24 protein-coding genes and 2 riboswitches are annotated in these 19,466 nt (G+C 36.7%); of the genes, 1 reads left to right on the top strand and 23 read right to left on the bottom strand.

Annotated elements, in window-relative coordinates:
* Positions 1-3 precede the first annotated feature (3 nt).
* The 14 genes from EV203_RS05120 to EV203_RS05175 form a co-directional block, all read right to left on the bottom strand.
* The gene (locus EV203_RS05120; RefSeq protein WP_009610613.1) at positions 4-975 is read right to left on the bottom strand and encodes an alpha-ketoacid dehydrogenase subunit beta; all 972 of its coding nucleotides are present in this window, start codon (positions 973-975) and stop codon (positions 4-6) included.
* Positions 972-1,958: a pyruvate dehydrogenase (acetyl-transferring) E1 component subunit alpha gene (gene pdhA, locus EV203_RS05125; protein WP_009610620.1), complete on the bottom strand. Its 987-nt coding sequence runs from the start codon at positions 1,956-1,958 to the stop codon at positions 972-974. The genes EV203_RS05120 and pdhA overlap by 4 nt, the downstream gene beginning before the upstream one ends.
* 16 nt (positions 1,959-1,974) lie before the next feature.
* Positions 1,975-2,343: a Lin0512 family protein gene (locus tag EV203_RS05130; protein WP_132039439.1), complete on the bottom strand. Its 369-nt coding sequence runs from the start codon at positions 2,341-2,343 to the stop codon at positions 1,975-1,977.
* A 139-nt stretch (positions 2,344-2,482) separates the two neighbouring features.
* On the bottom strand, positions 2,483-2,860 hold the full coding sequence (locus EV203_RS05135) for a helix-turn-helix domain-containing protein (protein WP_012268702.1): 378 nt from the start codon (positions 2,858-2,860) through the stop codon (positions 2,483-2,485).
* A gap of 81 nt (positions 2,861-2,941) precedes the next feature.
* On the bottom strand, positions 2,942-3,400 hold the full coding sequence (locus EV203_RS05140; RefSeq protein WP_003868655.1) for an MOSC domain-containing protein: 459 nt from the start codon (positions 3,398-3,400) through the stop codon (positions 2,942-2,944).
* Between the two features lie 206 nt (positions 3,401-3,606).
* Complete coding sequence (locus tag EV203_RS14060; protein WP_081448163.1) at positions 3,607-3,906, bottom strand: ATP-binding cassette domain-containing protein; 300 nt, start codon at positions 3,904-3,906, stop codon at positions 3,607-3,609.
* Positions 3,907-3,944: 38 nt separating this feature from the next.
* Positions 3,945-4,112, bottom strand: coding sequence for an ATP-binding cassette domain-containing protein (locus tag EV203_RS14065; RefSeq protein WP_207910866.1), 168 nt, complete (start codon positions 4,110-4,112; stop codon positions 3,945-3,947).
* Positions 4,109-4,711 carry an ABC transporter permease gene (locus EV203_RS05150; RefSeq protein WP_003868653.1) on the bottom strand — a complete coding sequence of 201 codons (603 nt, stop codon included), beginning with the start codon at positions 4,709-4,711 and terminating at the stop codon, positions 4,109-4,111. The genes EV203_RS14065 and EV203_RS05150 overlap by 4 nt, the downstream gene beginning before the upstream one ends.
* The gene (locus tag EV203_RS13380) at positions 4,639-4,890 is read right to left on the bottom strand and encodes a type 2 periplasmic-binding domain-containing protein (protein WP_029687712.1); all 252 of its coding nucleotides are present in this window, start codon (positions 4,888-4,890) and stop codon (positions 4,639-4,641) included. The genes EV203_RS05150 and EV203_RS13380 overlap by 73 nt, the downstream gene beginning before the upstream one ends.
* Entirely contained in the window at positions 4,874-5,389 is a 516-nt protein-coding gene (gene modA, locus EV203_RS05155) for a molybdate ABC transporter substrate-binding protein (RefSeq protein ID WP_003868652.1), read from the bottom strand. The genes EV203_RS13380 and modA overlap by 17 nt, the downstream gene beginning before the upstream one ends.
* A 157-nt stretch (positions 5,390-5,546) precedes the next feature.
* Complete coding sequence (locus EV203_RS05160; protein WP_003868651.1) at positions 5,547-5,987, bottom strand: MOSC domain-containing protein; 441 nt, start codon at positions 5,985-5,987, stop codon at positions 5,547-5,549.
* A 2-nt stretch (positions 5,988-5,989) separates the two neighbouring features.
* Positions 5,990-6,466: a cyclic pyranopterin monophosphate synthase MoaC gene (gene moaC / locus EV203_RS05165; protein ID WP_009052272.1), complete on the bottom strand. Its 477-nt coding sequence runs from the start codon at positions 6,464-6,466 to the stop codon at positions 5,990-5,992.
* 3 nt (positions 6,467-6,469) lie between these two features.
* Positions 6,470-7,423: a GTP 3',8-cyclase MoaA gene (moaA, locus tag EV203_RS05170; RefSeq protein WP_132039441.1), complete on the bottom strand. Its 954-nt coding sequence runs from the start codon at positions 7,421-7,423 to the stop codon at positions 6,470-6,472.
* Positions 7,424-7,435: 12 nt separating this feature from the next.
* Entirely contained in the window at positions 7,436-9,343 is a 1,908-nt protein-coding gene (locus tag EV203_RS05175; protein WP_132039443.1) for a molybdopterin biosynthesis protein, read from the bottom strand.
* Positions 9,344-9,498: 155 nt separating this feature from the next.
* On the opposite strand from EV203_RS05175, the gene EV203_RS05180 reads away from it, so the two are divergent.
* Positions 9,499-10,917 carry a transposase gene (locus EV203_RS05180; protein WP_012268686.1) on the top strand — a complete coding sequence of 473 codons (1,419 nt, stop codon included), beginning with the start codon at positions 9,499-9,501 and terminating at the stop codon, positions 10,915-10,917.
* Positions 10,918-11,114: 197 nt separating this feature from the next.
* Here the strand turns inward: EV203_RS05180 and EV203_RS05185 are convergent, their stop codons facing one another.
* The 9 genes from EV203_RS05185 to EV203_RS05225 form a co-directional block, all read right to left on the bottom strand.
* Positions 11,115-12,335 (bottom strand): molybdopterin molybdotransferase MoeA, encoded by a 1,221-nt coding sequence (locus EV203_RS05185; protein WP_132039445.1) that lies wholly within the window; start codon positions 12,333-12,335, stop codon positions 11,115-11,117.
* A gap of 1 nt (position 12,336) precedes the next feature.
* A complete protein-coding gene (locus EV203_RS05190; RefSeq protein ID WP_009052268.1) occupies positions 12,337-12,834 on the bottom strand; it encodes a MogA/MoaB family molybdenum cofactor biosynthesis protein in 498 nt (165 codons plus the stop codon).
* A 185-nt stretch (positions 12,835-13,019) separates the two neighbouring features.
* Complete coding sequence (locus EV203_RS05195; RefSeq protein WP_003868645.1) at positions 13,020-13,781, bottom strand: energy-coupling factor ABC transporter ATP-binding protein; 762 nt, start codon at positions 13,779-13,781, stop codon at positions 13,020-13,022.
* A gap of 50 nt (positions 13,782-13,831) precedes the next feature.
* Entirely contained in the window at positions 13,832-14,530 is a 699-nt protein-coding gene (locus tag EV203_RS05200) for an ABC transporter permease (RefSeq protein WP_003868644.1), read from the bottom strand.
* A 14-nt stretch (positions 14,531-14,544) separates the two neighbouring features.
* Positions 14,545-15,429 carry an ABC transporter substrate-binding protein gene (locus EV203_RS05205; protein ID WP_132039447.1) on the bottom strand — a complete coding sequence of 295 codons (885 nt, stop codon included), beginning with the start codon at positions 15,427-15,429 and terminating at the stop codon, positions 14,545-14,547.
* Between the two features lie 201 nt (positions 15,430-15,630).
* Positions 15,631-15,754: riboswitch (molybdenum cofactor riboswitch) on the bottom strand.
* Between the two features lie 215 nt (positions 15,755-15,969).
* Positions 15,970-16,662, bottom strand: a complete 693-nt coding sequence (gene mobB, locus EV203_RS05210) for a molybdopterin-guanine dinucleotide biosynthesis protein B (RefSeq protein ID WP_003868642.1) — start codon at positions 16,660-16,662, stop codon at positions 15,970-15,972.
* Between the two features lie 623 nt (positions 16,663-17,285).
* Positions 17,286-17,403: riboswitch (molybdenum cofactor riboswitch) on the bottom strand.
* A 45-nt stretch (positions 17,404-17,448) separates the two neighbouring features.
* Positions 17,449-18,126, bottom strand: coding sequence for a HesA/MoeB/ThiF family protein (locus EV203_RS05215; RefSeq protein WP_003868641.1), 678 nt, complete (start codon positions 18,124-18,126; stop codon positions 17,449-17,451).
* Between the two features lie 17 nt (positions 18,127-18,143).
* A complete protein-coding gene (locus tag EV203_RS05220) occupies positions 18,144-18,365 on the bottom strand; it encodes a MoaD/ThiS family protein (protein WP_003868640.1) in 222 nt (73 codons plus the stop codon).
* 16 nt (positions 18,366-18,381) lie between these two features.
* Positions 18,382-19,419: a tungsten cofactor oxidoreductase radical SAM maturase gene (locus EV203_RS05225; protein WP_132039449.1), complete on the bottom strand. Its 1,038-nt coding sequence runs from the start codon at positions 19,417-19,419 to the stop codon at positions 18,382-18,384.
* Positions 19,420-19,466: the final 47 nt, after the last annotated feature.

The raw sequence follows: 19,466 nt of genomic DNA on the forward strand, positions 1-19,466 counted from the left end.
AATTTACACTATTGACTTCACCGCCTTTATTATGTCCACTTCGTTAGGAATTACTACATTTTCTAAAACTGTCGTAAATGGTATAGGCGTATTCAAAGCACAGACTCTTACTATCTGAGCATCAAGGTAATCAAACATTTCTTCCGCTATCATAGCTGCTAATTCTCCTGCCCAGCTACCTCTTTTAACTTCCTCTGTAACAATTACAATTCTGTGAGTCTTCTTTAATGAACTGTATATCGTTTCTTTATCCAGCGGGAACAGAGTTCTGGGGTCTATTACTTCTGCTTCTATTCCCTCTTTAGCCAATTCTTCTGCAGCTTTTAAAGCTTTGTGTACCATAAGGCCTGTTGCAACAATAGTAACATCCTCTCCTTCTCTCTTCACATCCGCTACTCCCAATGGTATAGGTTCATTAGTATCTGGGACTTCTCCTTTCATGCTGTATAAGACTTTATGTTCAACAAAAACCACTGGGTTGTCATCTCTTATAGCCGATATCAGTAGCCCCAATGCATCCTTGGGGGTAGAAGGATAGACCACCTTTAACCCAGGAACATGTGTAAACCATGCTTCTAGGCTCTGGGAATGCTGAGCAGCAGCCTGTATCCCCGCTCCTGCAGGCATTCTTAAAACCATGGGAATTGTAATTTTGCCTCCGAACATATACCTCATTTTCGCAGCTTGATTCACTAACTGGTCCATAGCAACAGTCACAAAATCCATAAACATAAGTTCAGCTACAGGCCTCATACCAGTAGCAGCAGCTCCAATAGCGACTCCTGTAATAGCTGTTTCCGAAATAGGAGTATCTCTTACTCTATCTTCTCCAAATTCTTCTAACAACCCTTTAGTTACACCAAATGTTCCACCAAAAACTCCAATATCCTCGCCTAAAAGAAATACCCGTGGGTCCCTTTTCATCTCATTTCTTAAGGCCTCTCTTAACGCCTCTGCGTAAGTCATAATCCTCATCTTACCCTTACCTCCTCTACTATATCTGTATAAACATCTTCTACCGCTGCTTCCTCTTTTGGATAAGGACTTTCTTCTGCAAATTTTACAGCTTCCTCTACTTCTTCGATTATCTTTGCCTCAATATCCTTTAACTCTTTTTCGCTTGCTATATCATTGTCTAAAATATACCTTGTCAGTCGAAGTATTGGGTCTTTTGCCAACCATTCTTCAACCTCTTCCTTTGGTCTGTACACAGTTGGATCTCCTTCAAAATGCCCTCTGTATCTGTAAGTCTTACATTCTACTAAAGTTGGTCCAGCACCATTCCTGGCCCTATTTATAGCCTCTTTTGCTACTTCATATACCGCCAAGACATCGTTTCCGTCTACAGTAACCCCAGGAATTCCATACCCTACAGCCCTGTCTGCTATGTCTTTAATCGCTTGATGTCTGTCTTGTCTCATGGAAATGCCGTACAGGTTGTTTTCACATACAAATACAACGGGAAGCTTCCATATTGAAGCTATATTTAGGGCTTCATGGAAAGTCGCTTGGTTTGAAGCTCCATCACCAAAGAAACACACTGCCACCTGGTCAGTACCCCTCATTTTGGCAGAAAGAGCTGCTCCTGCGGCGATAGGAAAGCCTCCTCCTACAATTCCATTAGCTCCCAGAATACCTTTTGTAGCATCTGCTATGTGCATGGAGCCACCTTTGCCCTTACAATAGCCCGTTTCTTTTCCAAATAGTTCAGCCATCATGTACTTAAGGTCTCCACCTTTTGCTATCAAATGACCATGCCCTCTATGAGTACTCGTGATGTAGTCTTCTTCTTTTAAATTTTCACAAACTCCCACCGCCACTGCTTCCTCACCAATGTATAAGTGAACAAACCCTAAAACTTTCCCTTGTGCAAATAGCTCAGCGACCCTTTCTTCAAATTTTCTTATTTTAACCATTCTAGTGTACATATCCAAAAGAACTTCTCTTGAAATTTCCATAACCTTTCATCTCCTTTCATTTAATACTTACTGTCACACAAGCAACTGCCACTTCGATAGAATCATCTTCTGTGTCTCCAAACTGTGGCTCCTTTATTCCCGGGACTCTCAATCCCCCTTTTACGGCTTTTACATACTTCTGACCAATTGGGAGCACAGCTTTTATGCCCTCTTCATCAATTTCCTCTGGCCTTGAAACTGCTACTATTGCTTCGACTATCACTTCATCTAGATTTACACCTAAAATCTCCTCAAGGCCACACAAACAGCTATGAGATATAGCATCCTTTACTGCTTTTTGAGCAGCTTTATTGACATCCTGTCCATGTAAATCTACTCCATATCCAAACTCCACTACATATCTTTTAATAGATATCACCTCCATTTTTACTTAAGTAGTTTTTGCCTCATACTCAGTATTTATGTAAGTTTTATGCCAAAATAAAAACCCCCATAATCCTAGGGGACATAAAAGTAACAGTCTCAAAATGAGACATATATTGCGTCTCATTTTGAGACTTAAACTATTTTGTCTCAACTAGAGATGAAAGTTCTTTCAAATTTACTTTGTATTTCTTTATTTTTCTGTAAATAGTCGCTCTGCTTAAATTTAGCATCTTAGCCGCTTTGACAACGTCGCCCTTTGCAAGCCTTAATGCTTCTTTTATATTCTTCTCCTCAATAACATCAAAAGGAAGTACTGCAGTCACATTTATGTCTTCCTCACAATTTTTTCTCTCTATATTCTCGGGAAAATAATCTTCAGTGATTATTTCGCCTTCTGCCAGGTAATAGGCTCTGTCAATGGCATTCTGCAATTCTCTATATTGCAATTTATAATTAAAAAAATTTTTACCTACAAAATCTTGACACGGACAAATATCTGCCCCAACTCTTGACAAAGAACCCTTTTTTAACTATATTAAAAATTAAAAGTCTTAGAGAAATGTATACTTTTTACATTAATCTGAGTATCTTCCATTCTACTCATCTTTATAGTCTAGCACTTTAATTATATCGCCCACTTTTATTTTTCCACTTTCTATAACTTTTGCAAAAACTATACGCGATTTTGCTAAACATTTATCTACTTCTATTTTCAATGAACAATTTTCTGGCTTTTCGCATTTCTTCCCTATCATTGTAATCTCCAAAAACACTTCTCCAACTTTTATTTTTGTACCAATAGGAAATCGGTAAAGTTTTATGTTTTTAGTTGTAATATTTTCGGCAATCATACCAGGTTTTAAACCTTCTATTCCTAAAACTTTCATTTCCTCAATAGTCTCTATATCCAAAAATGTTACTTGCCGGTATATATCTACACCTGCGTGTCCATCACCTTCAAGCCCAAAATCCTTCCTAAAAAAACCTTCTGATATAGGTGTTTTAGGCTCACCCTTTTTTTCACTTATATTTATCGACAAAACTATTCCTTCCATATTTCTGCCTCCTCTCTCATGTTCATATAGATCATTTTTTGCCGTGTCCTGAAAAATATGATTTTTGAAAAACCTTATCTTCTATAAGCTCAAAGGCTTTAGATGCTGAATCAATATGAATAAGCTCTCCATCATTCACAACTGCAAAGCTGTCTCCTATTAACCCTGCCTCATGGATATCATGTGTAACGGTATATTTCTGCTTTTCAGCAGTCTATAAAACTCAGGTAAAAGCTTTTCTTTAGCTGCACAGCATCAATTTCACTAAAAGGTTCGTCCAGAAGCATAATTTGCGGCTCATATACTAAAGCTCGAGCTAACGAAACTCGCATTTTATACCCTCCACTAAGTTGTCGTGGCTTATAATACAAATAGTCTTTTAGCCCCAATATCTCAATCATTCTTTCTGCTGTTTCCTTAGATCCTCGTCCATTTTTCAATGGATATATGATATTATCTTTTACTGTCAGATGACCAAAAAAAGGGCTGTGCGCTGCGGCACATATCCTACCTTTCTGTGTTCGGGCGGCAGCATGGTTACATCTTAGCCGTTAATAATTATTCGCCCTTTATCAGGTTTTATTATTCCAGCTATGATTCTAAGCAATGTAGATTTACCACTTCCATTCAATCCTATTATTACTTTAATTTCAGAAGATATTTTGAATGTCACATCTTTTAGCACTTTTCGTTCTTTAAAACTTTTAGTCATCTCAATAATTTCAAGCATTTTTGATACTCCTCCTTCTTTATTAAATTAAGCAATCCAACAAGTATTAGGGATATTACGGCACAAAAAGCGCTAGCTGTCACAGCCATATCAAGTTCGCCCTCCTCAATTTTAGTAAATACATGAGAAGCTAAAACTTGAGTAACACCTGGAATATTTCCACCAAACATAATTACAGCAGGAAACTCACTTAAAGAATGAGCAAAGGTAAGTACTAGTCCTGAAAATATAGCCTCTTTCAAAAGAGGAAGGATAATTCGCAAGTAAACTTTGAAGAGTATATCCCACAAGGTGCGCGCTACGTCTACTAGTTCTGGTTCTATTTGATCTGCTCCACTTGCTATTGCTCTTGCAGCTAATAGATATGATACAAAAAACATAGCTAATACAACCGAAATCATCATGAAAGCAAGACCAGTATTGCTGATAAATCCCAAAACATTGCGTCCAAATGCCAAAAGCAGAGCAGCTCCGGCTACTGTATGGAGCACAGCAACAGGCAAATCATTTATAAGATTGGCAAAACGATATATAAAAGAATTCTTAGAAAAAAGATGGTAATATCCAAATCCCAAAGCCAAAAAGGTGCTAAAATTGAAGCAAAAAAAGCAATTACAAAAGTGTTCTTAACGCTAGCTACACTTGAGTAAACAAAACCGGCATCAAGCTCAACATTTTTAACCATCATCGCAACCTGATTAACAGTTGCAGGTCGAGCTTTAAGATTTCCCGACAAAATTAATTTATCCCACAATTTCATTTTTCTTAAGTGCTGTTTCGGTATAAACACCGATAGGAGCTTTAGGATCAGCCACTCCCACTACTACATTCGGTTTTAACAAATCATCCACTTTTTGAACCTTGTTCTTGCCTTTTTCTGAAACTATAAGCACTACAACATCTTCCAAGAATTTCTGAGAAGTTTTTAGCATATCATCACTTTTTAGTTTATCAACATAAAGCCAATCAGCAGAAAAATAAATATCGCAAGGCTGTCCACTTTTTATCTGAGAGTAAAGTTCACCGGAAGCTCCATAATTTGGTATTACTTTAGCTCCTGTTTTCTTTTCAAAGCTAAAAATAACTTCATCCATAGGTTTTTTAAGTGATGTTGGTGCATAAATGTAAAGTTTTTGTCCTGTGTAACTTGCACTTTTCATTTTTGGAGTCTCTTTTGAACTCTTGCCCGCATTAACGCATCCATTGGTAAGGAACATTAACAATGCAAAAATCGCCAATAACCAAACATTCCTTTTCATTTATAACACTTTAAACTTTTCATAATTTCTTCATCATTTTTGTTGAGAGTAATAGCTTCCTTTTATATACATACCTGCCATATTTGCTGCTTATCTCCTTGACATATAATTTAAAATTTTTAAAAGACAAAAATTATCTCTCGGAGTTACAGTAATTTTATCCATTTATAACTATAATTTCATCTCCGGGCTTTATAAACCCGCTTTTTAACACCCTTGCAAATACACCTTCTTTTGGCATTATACAATCGCCTGTAATCTTTCTGATCTCACAAGCTTCGTGACATTTTTTCCCTATTTGAGATATTTCAAGAATAACCTCTTCTCCTATTTTAAGTTTTGTCCCTACCGGCAAAGTGTGAAGTTCAATTCCTTCCGTTGTTATATTTTCTGCAAATTTTCCTGCAGCCAAATCCCAAATGCCTTTTGCTTTCATTTTTTCTATACTCTCCTCTGCAAGAAGACTGACCTGCCTGTGTCCCCTTCCAGCATGAGCATCTCCTTCAAGCCCGTGGTTTTCCCTAAAATATCCCTTTTCTATAGGCTTTTTTACAGTTCCTTTCTTTTCGCTAATATTAACTGACACCACCTTTGCCATTATTAAACCTCCCTTTCATAAAGGCCTGATTTTCCACCACTTTTTTTCACAAGCATTATTTCGCTTATAACCATGTCTCTATCTATTGCTTTACACATATCATAAATCGTAAGAGCTGCAACCGTAACTGCAGTCAATGCCTCCATCTCAACCCCTGTTTGTCCAACAGTTTTAACTACCGCTTTAATGTCAATCTTTGAATTTTCAAAATCCAAACTAAAACTAATATCACACCCGGTTATCATGATAGGATGACACATTGGAATCATATGAGATGTATTTTTCGCAGCCATAATACCAGCAACCTGTGCAACTGCTAGGACATCTCCTTTTTTAATAGTTCCTTCATGTATTCTTCTTAAAGTTTCACTTTTCATATAAATGCTTCCTATTGCAACAGCTTCCCTTTTTGTCTCATCTTTATCGCTAACATCAACCATCCTTGCTCTACCTTCTTCATTAATGTGTGTTAAATTCATATACTATCCCCCTATTTGAAACATCATTTTTTGACTCTGGCTTATTTCCTTTTCAAGATTATGCCCTGCCGGCTTACTTAAGATTGCATGTTCCAGCATTGCTCTTATCTTGTCTTCATCATTTAAAAAACTTTTAATATCTACTTCATATTTTGAATGTAGACAAGGTTTTATAGTTCCAGCTGCAGTAAGTCTAATCCTATTACAACTTGAACAAAATTTACATGACAAAGGTGCAATAAAACCAACCGTTCCCTTTGCTCCTTTTCTTTTAAAAACCCTTGCAGTGCTACCCGGTTCTGTTTCAACCGGAATCAGTCCGGGAATGCTACTTATTAAATCATCCGACGATATATAGTTATCTTTAAATTTTGCTCCTTCACCTATCGGCATTATTTCAATAAATCTGATATGAAGCGGGTTTTCATCGGCAAGCTTCACAAAATCAAAAATTTCATCGTCATTTATACCTTTTATTACAACCGTATTAATTTTTACAGGTTCAAGTCCAATAGATAAACTTTTGTCAATAGCCCTAAATACATCATCAATATTCCCAAGCCTTGTAATCATACGGTATCGATCTTTTTTAAGACTATCAAGGCTTATGTTAACTCTTTTAAGTCCTGCTTCTTTTAAAGTATCTGCCATTTCATAAAGTTTTGTTCCATTAGTTGTAAGTGCAATGTCTTCAATGCCTTTTATTTTTGATGTTTCATAAATTATGTTCTCAATTCCCTTCCTTACAAGTGGCTCGCCTCCTGTAAACCTTACCTTTTTAATGCCAAGTTCTGCTGAAATCCTAATTATTTTTAAAATCTCTTCGTTCCTTAGAATCTCATTATGATCTTTTTTGGGTATTCCCTCCTCCGGCATACAATAAATGCACCTTAAGTTACATCTATCCGTAACAGAAACTCTTAAATAATCAACATTTCTTCCTAACCTATCTCTCATAAAAACTCTCCTTTACTCGATAATGATAATTTCTCCTAAATTGCTATAGTCATACCCTCCAAGCTTATCAAGCTCATTTTTAAATTCTTCTGAATTTATAACCTCCAAAAACTGCTTTACCCCTTCAAGTTCTAAGTACTCAACGGGAATTGCAATGTCATACTCTTCATTTGCTATCGGAATAAAATCAAGGTCCATAATCTTAGCAGCAGAAAATACCCCAAGTCCAGCATCTGCATTTCCTTTAGCTATTTGTGCTGCAACCGAAATATGAGTATATTCTTCCCTATCATAACCTATGATGTCTTTGGGATTTATACCCAATCTTTTTAATTCATAATCAAGCAAAATCCTTGTACCAGATCCCTTTTGCCTGTTCACAAACCTTGCACCTTTTTTTACAATATCCTCCAAAGAATTAATCTCTAGTGGATTACCTTTTTTAACCATAAGCCCCTGAATTCTTTTTACAAATTTTATAAGGGCAATTTTTCTGTTTGGAATATATCTTTTCACATAAGATTTATTATACTCACCCGTTTCCACATCAAGAAGGTGAATTGTTGCAAAATGTGTTTCCCTATCCTTCAATGAGAGTATTCCCCCAATGCTTCCGACATGGGCTGAAGATAGCGTGAATTTTCCTCTTTTGGCAAGAAGATCTGCTGCAATATCAAGTATCAAATCGTGGCTTCCTATACAAAGAATTGTATTTTTAATCTCGTCTTCGCTTTTTAATATGTTTACATTAACCCTTGTCCCTTTTTCATAACCCTCAAGCTCCTCAGGTATTTCCAAAACCCCATCAGCCCTTACAAGGCTCATTGTAGTACCTGCTCCCCGTTCAATTGGCGCTGCGATGTATTTACCGTCTATAAAACCAAGTTTTACTCTTACAAACTCAAGATATTTTGAAGATGACATAATTCTTTTTGAAAGAGTTGCTTCTATATATCTCTTATCCTTTATATCATATCCTTGAACAAAGTTGATAAGCTTCTTAACTATGTTTTCCATTATAAAATAAGCTGAAACAGGAAAACCTGGTATTCCAACAATAGGCTTATTGTTTACCTTTCCTAGTATAACTGGCTTTCCAGGTTTTATAGCAATTCCATGAATATAGACTTCACCTAAGGTTTCAATAACCTTTTTAGAATAATCCTCACGTCCTGCAGATGAACCAGCATTTAATAGGATAATGTCGTATTCCTTTGAAGCTTTATCAACAGCAGCTTTCAATTTCTCAAAATCATCTCTTACAATATCAAATCTTGTTGGAATTCCGCCGTATTCTTCAACCTGCGCGGCAAAAACTCTCGAGTTAAATTCTATTATATCTCCAACTTTAAGTTCTTCCCCTGGTTCTACTAGCTCTGTTCCTGTTGGAATGATTGCAACTTTAGGCTTTTTATAAACTTCAACTTCAAATACTCCTCCTGCAATCAAAGCACCAATATCAACAGGTCTTATTCTATGGCTTTGAGGAAGTATAAGTTGTCCTTCTACTATATCCTCACCAATTTGTCGTATATTTTGCCATGGAATAGCAGGCTTTATTATCTCAACCTCATCTTGAGATACCCAAATTAAATCTTCAACCATAATTACGCAATCATATTCATCTGGAATAGGATCACCTGTATCAATAACTACATAATCAACTCCTTCTTTAAGCCTTACAGGATTTTTGTCTGTTGCAGTAAATGTCTTTTTTGCTACTGTTGCAATCCCGTCAACAGCAGAACAGCTGTAAAAAGGTGATGAAATTTTAGCAAATATAGGTTTTGCTGTAACTCTACCATTTGCTCCATAAGTTTTTACATATTCTCTTCCAAGCTTAAAATCTTTTATTTTTTCAAGAAAAATATTTATTGCCTCATTCAAGCTTATATTTGAAAGATAGATATTTTGCCTCATAGCACCCTCCTAAAATTTATAAACTTTTAGGTCTTTGCAGAATCCCAAAATCCTTATGGATTAAGGGATTCTGCTATATATTTTCAAAGGAATTCCTCCACTTTCGTCGAATTTATATAGAGAACCAAATCCCAAAAAGAAATGGAGGAAATCCTATGAAAATCAAAGCTAAACAACTTTCTCTCTCCGATATTTACGATGATGTTCAATCCTTCTTTGAAGAAGATAAACCCAAGTTTATTAAACTCTTTGATTCCTTTGTTGATTTATCTGAACTTATTCCATCTTCTTTTTATGCCCACTATTATTCCCACTTTGGACGTCATAGAGATTTTTCTCTTGAATCTATGCTCACTGCTTTGATTATCCAAAAAATTCTCTCTATCCCTACTGTTCAACTCCTTGCACATGTTCTTAAACTATCTAAAGAATTAAGAGAGCTTTGTGGCTTTAAAAGAGTCCCTCATCCTTCTCAATTCTCTAGATTTAAATCCATTTTCCTCAAAGATTTGGAGAATTTCTTCAATAATCTTGTTAATTTAACTGAGCCTATTTGTCAGGCTATTAATCCTTCACTTTCTAATATCCTCATCGCTGATACTACTGGCTTTGAACCTTATGTCAGAGAAAATAATCCTAAGTTCTTTGATTCCCTTTATAGAAATATTAAAAAGTTCTCTAAATCTAATCCTGATTTTGATGCCCACTCTTATGCTTGTTCTAAAATGCCTAAGTTCGCTCACTCTAATCCTGATGCTAAATTCTCTTATATTAATGGCCATTATTGTTACTCTATCAAAGCTACCATCCTCACTAATGGCTTAGGCATTATTCAGCATATTAGTTTCTATGACGATGATTCTTTAAATGTCAATACTGCTAAATCTGCTGCCGAGTCTAAAGATTTGTACGATTCTAAAACTTTAATCCCTTCTCTTAAGGAATTCTTTAATTTACATCCTAATTTCTCTTATAGATACTTCTTAGGTGACGCTGGGTTTGATTCTTTTGATAATTATAAATACTTGTTCTCAAAGCTTGGCATAATCCCTATTATCCCTATTAACCCTCGAAATTCTAAAAACTTACCTCAGCCTACTTTTAACTCTGATGGTATCCCTACCTGCCCCCGTGACCCTTCTCTTAAAATGTCCTATGATGGCATCGTTCGGGAAAAAGGTAGAGCTACCAGAATTAAATGGCTTTGCCCTATGTCCAAAAAAGTTAGACTAAATGGTAAAACTACTTATATCCTTCAATGTGATAACCCCTGTACCTCTTCTAAATGTGGCAGAATATTCTATACTACCCTTGATATTGATTTTAGAAAAAATACTTTTGTCCCTCGTAACTCTAAAAAGTGGTCCAAACTTTATGAAAAACGCCCTATTATTGAAAAATCTATTTCTCTTTTAAAAAGTTCTATCGCTGTTGATAGCTTTAAACTCATAAATACCAGGTCAATCAAAGCTGATGTTTTTCTTGGGGCTATCACTCAACATATTGGTTTAATTATTACTGCAAAGCTTGGTACTTTTGAACATCCTTTATCTTTGAAAAAACTTTTGGCTTGATAACTTGTTCTTATGATTTGATTTGTTTGTCATCTTTTTACATTAAAAAGGTGTGTTAAGTATTGTCTTTTTTGAATTTGTATCTTTCTTCCATTTCTCTTTTTCCGTCTTGAGTGTGCCTTTAAAATATAATTTCTTTATTTTGTTCCTTGTAATGTAACTTTTTTACTCTAATATTTATCTCATTTTGCAATCACCTATTTATAAACTTTAACTATTTGTCCTTCAGATATGCCCTCTAATTCTTTTTCGATGTAAACATATCCAAAGGATTTTGCAAAACGAGATATAAGTCCTGATTCATAATAAGTGGGATACGCAATTAATTTTCCTTCCACTTCTTTTATACTAACAGGTAAAAATTCTGCTCTACCCTCAGCCTTATGATAGTTTACGGCAAACCTGCACTCAACCGGATATTCTTCTCTTTCAAAATTCCTTATCCTGTCCAAATAGTGAATAACAAGGGTTTTAAATATTACCGCACAGGCCAGTGGATGCCCTGGAAGTCCAAATATGAATTTATCACCTACTTTTCCAACAATCGTAGGTTTCCCAGGTCGTATAGCAACTCCATGAATAAAAATATTCGAATTTTCAAATGAACTTATAACCCTGAGAGTTTCATCTTTGTTGCCGGCTGAACTGCCACCCGACATCAAAACCAAATCGCATTCACTTATTGCCGCTTGCAATTTCTCTCTTAATTTTTCATAATCATCTTTAACAATGCCGTATAGAATAGGCTCTGCTCCTTCTTCAAGACACAGAGAGTATAACAGATAGCTATTTATGTCCCTGACCTGTCCTTTATTAATTTTCTCCTTAGGGTCCACTATCTCATCGCCTGTGGAAATAATTCCAACCTTTACTTTTTTATAAACCTCCACCTCTAATATTCCAAGACTTGATAAAACCCCTATTTCGTAGGGTCTCAATTTTGTGCCTTTTTTTAAAATGAGTTCACCTTTTTTTACATCTTCTCCAATTTCAATTATGTTTTGAAAGGGCGCAGCTGGTTTATTGACTAAAATAGTTTCATCATCAAGTTTTTCTGTGTATTCAATCATAACAACAGTATCGGCACTTTTAGGAAGCATACCCCCTGTTGGAACATACATGCACTCTCCTGGCATTATATCCAGGGTTGGTTCCGTTCCTATCTTGACTTCTCCAACAAGCTTTAAAATTGCAGGTAAACTCTCACTCGCTCCAAAAACATCACTCGAAATCACAGCATATCCATCAACGGTTGATTTTCTAAAATCGGGAACATTTTCCGGTGCATATATGTCTTCTGCTAAAATTCTTCCTAACGAATTTAAAATACTTATTTTCTCTATGCCAGGTTTAAAACTAATATTTTTTTCTATTATCTCCTTTGCCTCTTTTACTGTAACAAGTTTTAAAAGTTCCATTTTAATCGTCCTTTCTTGCACATTCTGAAGCTTCACCCTTTAAAATCTCAATTCCATGCTTAAGAGCAGGTAAAACAACATTTAAGTTTTCAACAGCCCCCTTAGGGCTTCCTGGAAGATTTATGATTAAAGTGCTCTTTCTAATTCCTGCAACAGCGCGGGATAGCATAGCATGTGGAGTTATTTCTAAAGACTTTGCCCTCATTGCTTCTGGAATTCCAGGAACCAATTTCTCAACCACAGCCATCGTTGCTTCTGGTGTTACGTCCCTCTTTGAAAATCCAGTTCCTCCATTTGTCAAAACAAGGTCAACTTTTAATTCATCACAAAATCTTACTAGTTCACGTTTTATATCTTCTATTTCATCTGGAACGATTCTTATTTCTTCAATAGAATATATCGCTGGATCTAAAACTTCTTTTATAGCAGATGATGTTGTGTCAATTCTCTCTCCTCTAAAACCCTTGTCACTAACAGTCAAAATAGCAACTTTAATCATTAATTTATCATCCCCTTTCTTGCTTTCCCCCACTAATTTATTTTTTTATCCTGCCTTCATTTATAATAAAAGTATAGTAATTAGTATTCCTTCTACTTGAAATAAAAAACTTTTTTCGCAAACTGCTTAAATAAGTATGGTATAGAGTAGAGACATATTGAGCAACCTTTGTATCCCGAAAAACTTTACTCCGGAAAAATCTCACGCACGAGTGGAGATTGTATGCGCAAAGTTTGGGTTTTACCTTGTGCAACAATGTGCCCATCCAAAAGAACCAGCGTGCGCTCAGTAAGATCGAGAAGGTCACGAAAATCATGACTAATAAGAAGCAGTGAAACCTTGTTTTTTGCCAGAATCTCCCGAAGAAGGGCCTTTAGTGGACTCCGTGAAGTAGCATCCACTGCTGCAAAAGGTTCATCAAGGAACAAAATTTCCGGTTCCATAGCAAACGCCCTTGCTAGCTGAAGACGTGCAAGTTCTCCCCCAGAAAGTGTATGTATCCGCTGAAAAGCAAGCTTTTCTAAATCAAAACACTTAAGCCACTCATATGCCCGCTTGGTTGCTTCTCGGGCAGAAAGTCCTCGCATGCGCAGGGGAATACTCACGTTTTGCAAAACACTCCCTGTGAGCGTCGTCGGTTGTTGAAAGACGATAGACATCTTTCGGCGAACAGTCACTGAAGACCGCCCGTCTCCCATAAAGCCAAGAACTGTAAGCCTCCCAGAAGACGGTGGAATTAGTAAGGATAAGACTTTAAGGAGCGTACTTTTTCCTGAACCATTGGGACCCGCAAGTCCCAAACGTTCCCCTTGATGCAAAACGAGGCTTATGTTTCGCAGGATAAAGCGTTCATTGCGCCGTACACTAATATCTTCGGCTATAATAACCGGCGTTTGATTCTCTATATCCCGAAAATCGGTAGCTTTGCGTTCAAACATATAATTCATACTCCTCTACCTCCTTTCTTTAATCTAATTATTTCTTGTTTTTCCCGCTTCTACTTTAAGTTTTGTTGATACTGAAGATGGGTAATAAAGGCAGTAATAGAAAACGATAAGGCAAGAAGTACAAAACTTATCGCTAACGCGCGGTCAAACTCACCCTTAGATACTTCAAGAACAATAGCGGTGGTAAGCGTGCGGGTTTCCCCAGCGATGTTCCCTCCTACCATCATTGCTGCTCCTACCTCCGAAATTGCACGTCCAAAACCGGCAATGATTGCTGTTAAAACTGAGCTACGAATTTCCCGAAGTAAAAGCCACATATATTGAAGAGGGTTCAACCCTAAAGAAAGAAAAAAATCGTGTAATTTAGCTTTTTTATCCGACGCAGCTGCAGCTACCAAAGCTATAATAATAGGCACGGTAAGAATTACTTCAGCAATGATGATGGCAGTAGGAGTATAAATCAGCTTTAGTCCTCCTAAAGGGCCGGTACGCCATAGCACAATAGCTACCCAAAGCCCCACAACTGTCGGTGGAAGTCCCATGCCGGTATTGGCTAAAGTCAGAAGAAAATCCCTGCCACGGAACGTGCTTACTCCAAGTGCAATCCCAAGTGGAAGGCCAATGGCTGAACTTATCCCTATAGCCCACGCAGCAATCCTAAGAGAAAGAAGAGTAATTTCTCTGATTTCTGGATCCCCATGAAAAAGAAATTTGAATGCTCCTTTCAGGCCTTCCCAAATAAGTTCCACTTTTATTCAACTCCTTATTCTACTTCCCCTTTTTGGGCATTGGGGAAAAAGAGCGGCACTCCGTATTTGTCTACCCCAAATTTGCCAATAAGTTCCTGCGTTCTGGGCGAAATCATAAACTCCACAAAAGCTTTGGCTCCATCGCTGTTTATGTGTTTCCCAGGATGTTTCTCGGGGTTAACCTGCATGACGTGATAAATATTAAGAAGACCCTTATCTCCTTCTCGAACAATGGTAAGATCTAATTTATCGCGGTATGCAAGGTATGTTCCCCGATCAGTTAGTGTATACGCCCGTTTTTCGTTAGCAATAAGGAGCGTTTGTCCCATTCCTGTGCCGCTTTCTATATACCACGACTTTCCCTTGGGATCAATCCCTGCTGCTTTCCATAAACTCAATTCCTTTTTGTGTGTACCCGAATCATCACCCCTCGAAACAAACGGTACACCTTTTTCAGCAATCGCCTGAAAGGCTGCTTCTACTGAAACCGCATTCTTAACTTGCGCTGGATCCTCTGAAGGACCAACCACAATGAAATCATTGTGCATTACCAACTGATAGTTTATAACATCCTTGTTGTCCACAAGTTCTTTCTCTGCCGCAGGAGCATGTGTAAGAAGAACATCTGCTTCCCCCCTTTTTCCCATCTCCAAAGCCTGTCCTGTCCCCACGGCAACCACTTTTACTTTGTATCCTGTTTCTTTCTCAAAGATCGGTAAAAGGTAATCCAAAAGCCCACTATCCTGCGGGCCTGTTGTTGTCGCCAAAATTACATCTCGATTACCTGGGGAAATCTTCTCTGAAGTTTTAGAACCTGTACAACCGTTCAGAGAAAATAAACTAAACAACAAAATAGAATATAAAAGGATCATCAAAAACTTCTTTGATATTCTTGCCATGGTATTCATCCTCCATCATCACTATTAGTTTTTGTTTAAACCTTACCCATTAAAACTGGAAAGATTCCATTCTTTAGCTTTTACCATTGAAATTAGTCCCTAACAAAGGTACAAAAAAATGCCTTCCGGAGAAGGCACTGCATCGTTTTCGCAAAGCAAGGACACAATTACTTTACCTTACGCATTCTTGCTTTGCATAAATGCAAATGCATTGCCTCTCCTTTCCAACACGGGAGGCATTGATGTTTCCATCAATACCCTATCGGCCTTTATCTCATAGGGCTCTTCGCCCCTTAGACATAAAGGCTCGGAGAGTTATTCTCCTTACTTTAATAATTTTTTTATCTCGATTAATTAGCTTCGTCAAGCGATCTTAGATACATAATTTTTGTCCACCCCAACATTATTTATAGTAAGAACACCAGCATTGGTTAAAAAGACTAATAACACTTCACATTACTCTTCCTGTCATAAGATCCTTAAGTCTGTGGTAATTATCCTAAACTAATAATTTCAATTCATCTATGCGTTTATGGTGCATTATTCATAATTATTTCTTATAATTAACTCAACCTTCTCAATTTCGTGGTTTTTCATGTCAAGTGCATCGATCATACCAAGAACTGTTTTTGATATAAATTCCTGTACAAATGGATTCATAGGTACCGGGTGACCATTTATTCTCAGAAGAGCCCTTTTTGGCTGGCTCTTACAGTTTATATCATCTGCAGCTCCCTGGACCTTTGCCATTGCAAAGTCCCTGCATGATTCAAAACCACACTTTTTACAGTTAAGCCCCTGCAGCAAACAGTAACTTCTGTTCTTTATGACTTCAATGAGTTCATCCAATTCTTCCTCCTTAAGGGAGAATGGATCCACCTTTCTTATCGTGAATTCATTTTCAGTGGAAGTAGAAATGTTTGCATGGGGCATCTCTTTAAAACCCTCGATAACCAGGAAATCGAAATCCCCAAGAAGCTGGATAGTACCTACAAGTTCATCAAGCACCATTTTCCTACCAAGAAGAAAAAAGGTTTCTTCTCCACTACCGACTACAAGCTCTGCCCCTGCTTCTCTGTGTTTACCAGTGTCTTTATCTGCAAAATCAAAGCCTGTATGGGTGTGTTTCAGGGTGGCAACCCTGTACCCCTCATCCACTAATTTTCTAACAATTTTTGTTACAAGAGTGGTTTTACCTGTATCTTTTGTTCCTATAACACCTATTATCTTCAATTTTAATACCTCCTAGGGTATTGACAGTTTGTCAGATATGCTTCCTCCTTTAAGGGCTATCAAACCTTACAACATTTGATACCAAAAGATTTGAGAAAATTTGAGAAAAAAGAAAGATTCCCTCCCCTTGGAGTCGAAGTTGGTAGTTGTCGAATGTCAGGCACATTAAGCCTCCTGAAGTAGATGTCGATGAATGTCCTGTATGCAGCACTCCTCCTCTCTTTTTGCGCAGTTTCGGCAAAGACCTTGAGGACTACCAGAAGCTACAACGTAAAGTGTATAAACATAAGTGGGCACCTGAAAAGCCCTCTCCTAAAAAATCATCATACTTATCGTTGCCCTTTCTGCGACTATGCTCTAAATCTGTAGAAAGCCACTTTTACTATTATAAAACATTCTCGCAAGTTCAGGTTTCTCACAGCTCTTCTACAAGCATTTGAAACCTCATATTACCTTCGGAAACAAGCCACCTTTAGCCCTCGCCGCGGGAACCCGCTTGATGTACCTTTGCAGGATCACTCTTAGGACCTACAATAACAACATTCAGAAAAAATACCCACCCCAACTATTGACAAAGAACCTTCATAAAAAAACTCCTTTCGTTTTAGTATGCGAAAGGAGAATAGCAGCCTTCCTATTCTCCTTTCCAGGCGGGAGGCAGCACCGTTTCCAGCACTACCCTATCGGCCTATAATCCATAGCTCTTGCCTTAGGATTATAGACTCGGAGAATAAGTAATAAAATATTAAGTTTATTTCGTCCTTTCGTTACAATAGTACACCAATTTCAAAGAACTATAATCTCATATTCTTGCTCAAAGGTATTTATAAATAACACCTTACGTCTTAATACTTCTCCTCTTCCTATCAAAACTTTTAGTGCTTCACTAACTTGAATGGAAGCAACAAGAGCAGGAGTGAACGAAGGATTGCCAAGTTCTTTTTCAATTCCCTTCCTCATTTCTTTTTTATACAAAAACTTAAGCGTCTTATCGCCAGGAAAAACTGTAGTAACCTGCCCATACCAGCCCGCAATAGCACCATGAACAAATGGAATGCCAAGCTCCTCGCAGATATCCTGTAAAGTAAGCTTTCCCTCAATATTATCAAGAGCATCGATTACAATATCATGTCCTTTTATGATATCTTTTCCATTTTCAAAATTAAATTCATCTACAATAGCATTTACAAAAACTTCTGGGTTGACAAGTTTCATTCTTTCCACCGCCATTAATGCTTTACTTTTACCCAATGAATTCATATCACTTAAAATCTGGCGGTTTAAATTCGTTTCCTCAAAAACATCCTTATCAACTGCAGTTATATATCCTATACCTAATCTACCAAGCATTTCAATAGCATACCCACCCAATCCTCCACATCCCAATACACAAACCCTGAAGTCCTTTAGTTTTTCATTTTCTTCCTTAGATAGCATATTCATATTTCTGTCGTATCTTCCCATAAAGACACTCCTTTCCCTCAACCACCACCAACAGGTGGAAAAAGGGAAATCACATCTCCATCACTAAGAGGATCATCAAGCTTCCCATCAAGTCCATTTACTAAAAATATTGCTACATCCTTTTCTTTTATGTTAAGTTTGTTTATTATAAACCTTCCGGTAATTCCTTCAAAGTAATCAAAATTTACTTCCTTTTGTCTTCCTTCTCTAAAGGTTGCAAATAATTTTACTTTAATCAATATATAACCCCTTCAATTAAGGACATATAGCAAACCTTCTACTCCAAAGGCAATCTGCACATGAAGGTTTTATAGCATAACAGTCATATTCGGGAGTTCTAACGAAATCACACCCATCAACGAGATCGCAATCGAGGCACGAAGGATATCTATTATTATAAACTCTCGCTCTAAAATTTTTATATTCATTGCTTTCATAAATATCATCTAAGCTTTTTTCCAATATATTTCCAAATGAGTGTTTAAAAACCTTCTTTTTTCTTCCGAAAACATACTCAGTAGTAGTATGGGAAAACCTATAGCACGGATAAACATATCCATCAGAGCCAACAACTACTGCTTCTTCCTCAATAAAATTACAATATCGTTCCGTTTTTAGTTCAATATTCGGCAGAGTAAGATTTATGCCTTTTCTAAACGAATGTATTCTTAGTCTTTCAAATAAATCCTTTAAAAATTTATTTTCATACCTCGTATATAATATTTTATCTTTATAATCTTCAGTTTGAGGAATGACATTTGAAATAATAACTTGGTATGCACTTACCGTCTCTGCTATATCCAATACACTAAAAATATCTTCTATATTATCTTTTGATGCAACAAATTGAATTACAACGTGCGGATATTCTTTATTATTCTTTCTTTTTATCAAATATATATCCTTCAAGTTCTCTAAAACTTCTTTTAAATTAAATCCTCTAATATCTTTATATTTATCCTCAAGTCCATCAATAGAAACAACGATTTTATTTACATTATCAACAATAAGACTTTTTAACTTATCATCAAGAAGCGTTCCGTTAGTTGTAATTGTTAAATTAAAGCTTGAAAATAATGAGATAGCATCATATATAAGGGGTGAATACGTTGGTTCGCCAATGCCACCAAGGACGATTTCATTTAATTTTTTATTTACAACTTCACTATTTATCTTATATAGAACCTTTTTCTCCATATCCTTTGGTTTTTCAGCCCATGAGCGTCTATAACACATCTTGCAGTTTAAATTGCACTTATCTGTCAACTCAATGTATAATTTTTTGAAGCTCACATATTATCCTCCATGCTATTGATTTTTAATATATATACAAGGGCCCT

The sequence above is a fragment of the Caldanaerobacter subterraneus genome (assembly GCF_004345675.1).
In the GTDB taxonomy this organism is placed as follows: Bacteria; Bacillota; Thermoanaerobacteria; order Thermoanaerobacterales; family Thermoanaerobacteraceae; genus Thermoanaerobacter; species Thermoanaerobacter subterraneus.

Bases quoted from the DNA above. Each gene is read 5' to 3' on its own strand.
- EV203_RS05120 (WP_009610613.1), bottom strand. From the start codon at position 975: ATGAGGATTATGACTTACGCAGAGGCGTTAAGAGAGGCCTTAAGAAAT.
- pdhA (WP_009610620.1), bottom strand. From the start codon at position 1,958: ATGGAAATTTCAAGAGAAGTTCTTTTGGATATGTACACTAGAATGGTT.
- EV203_RS05130 (WP_132039439.1), bottom strand. From the start codon at position 2,343: ATGGAGGTGATATCTATTAAAAGATATGTAGTGGAGTTTGGATATGGA.
- EV203_RS05140 (WP_003868655.1), bottom strand. From the start codon at position 3,400: ATGGAAGGAATAGTTTTGTCGATAAATATAAGTGAAAAAAAGGGTGAG.
- EV203_RS14065 (WP_207910866.1), bottom strand. From the start codon at position 4,112: ATGACTAAAAGTTTTAAAGAACGAAAAGTGCTAAAAGATGTGACATTC.
- EV203_RS13380 (WP_029687712.1), bottom strand. From the start codon at position 4,890: ATGAAATTGTGGGATAAATTAATTTTGTCGGGAAATCTTAAAGCTCGA.
- modA (WP_003868652.1), bottom strand. From the start codon at position 5,389: ATGAAAAGGAATGTTTGGTTATTGGCGATTTTTGCATTGTTAATGTTC.
- EV203_RS05160 (WP_003868651.1), bottom strand. From the start codon at position 5,987: ATGGCAAAGGTGGTGTCAGTTAATATTAGCGAAAAGAAAGGAACTGTA.
- moaC (WP_009052272.1), bottom strand. From the start codon at position 6,466: ATGAATTTAACACACATTAATGAAGAAGGTAGAGCAAGGATGGTTGAT.
- moaA (WP_132039441.1), bottom strand. From the start codon at position 7,423: ATGAGAGATAGGTTAGGAAGAAATGTTGATTATTTAAGAGTTTCTGTT.
- EV203_RS05175 (WP_132039443.1), bottom strand. From the start codon at position 9,343: ATGAGGCAAAATATCTATCTTTCAAATATAAGCTTGAATGAGGCAATA.
- EV203_RS05180 (WP_012268686.1), top strand. From the start codon at position 9,499: ATGAAAATCAAAGCTAAACAACTTTCTCTCTCCGATATTTACGATGAT.
- EV203_RS05185 (WP_132039445.1), bottom strand. From the start codon at position 12,335: ATGGAACTTTTAAAACTTGTTACAGTAAAAGAGGCAAAGGAGATAATA.
- EV203_RS05190 (WP_009052268.1), bottom strand. From the start codon at position 12,834: ATGATTAAAGTTGCTATTTTGACTGTTAGTGACAAGGGTTTTAGAGGA.
- EV203_RS05195 (WP_003868645.1), bottom strand. From the start codon at position 13,781: ATGAATTATATGTTTGAACGCAAAGCTACCGATTTTCGGGATATAGAG.
- EV203_RS05205 (WP_132039447.1), bottom strand. From the start codon at position 15,429: ATGGCAAGAATATCAAAGAAGTTTTTGATGATCCTTTTATATTCTATT.
- EV203_RS05215 (WP_003868641.1), bottom strand. From the start codon at position 18,126: ATGGGAAGATACGACAGAAATATGAATATGCTATCTAAGGAAGAAAAT.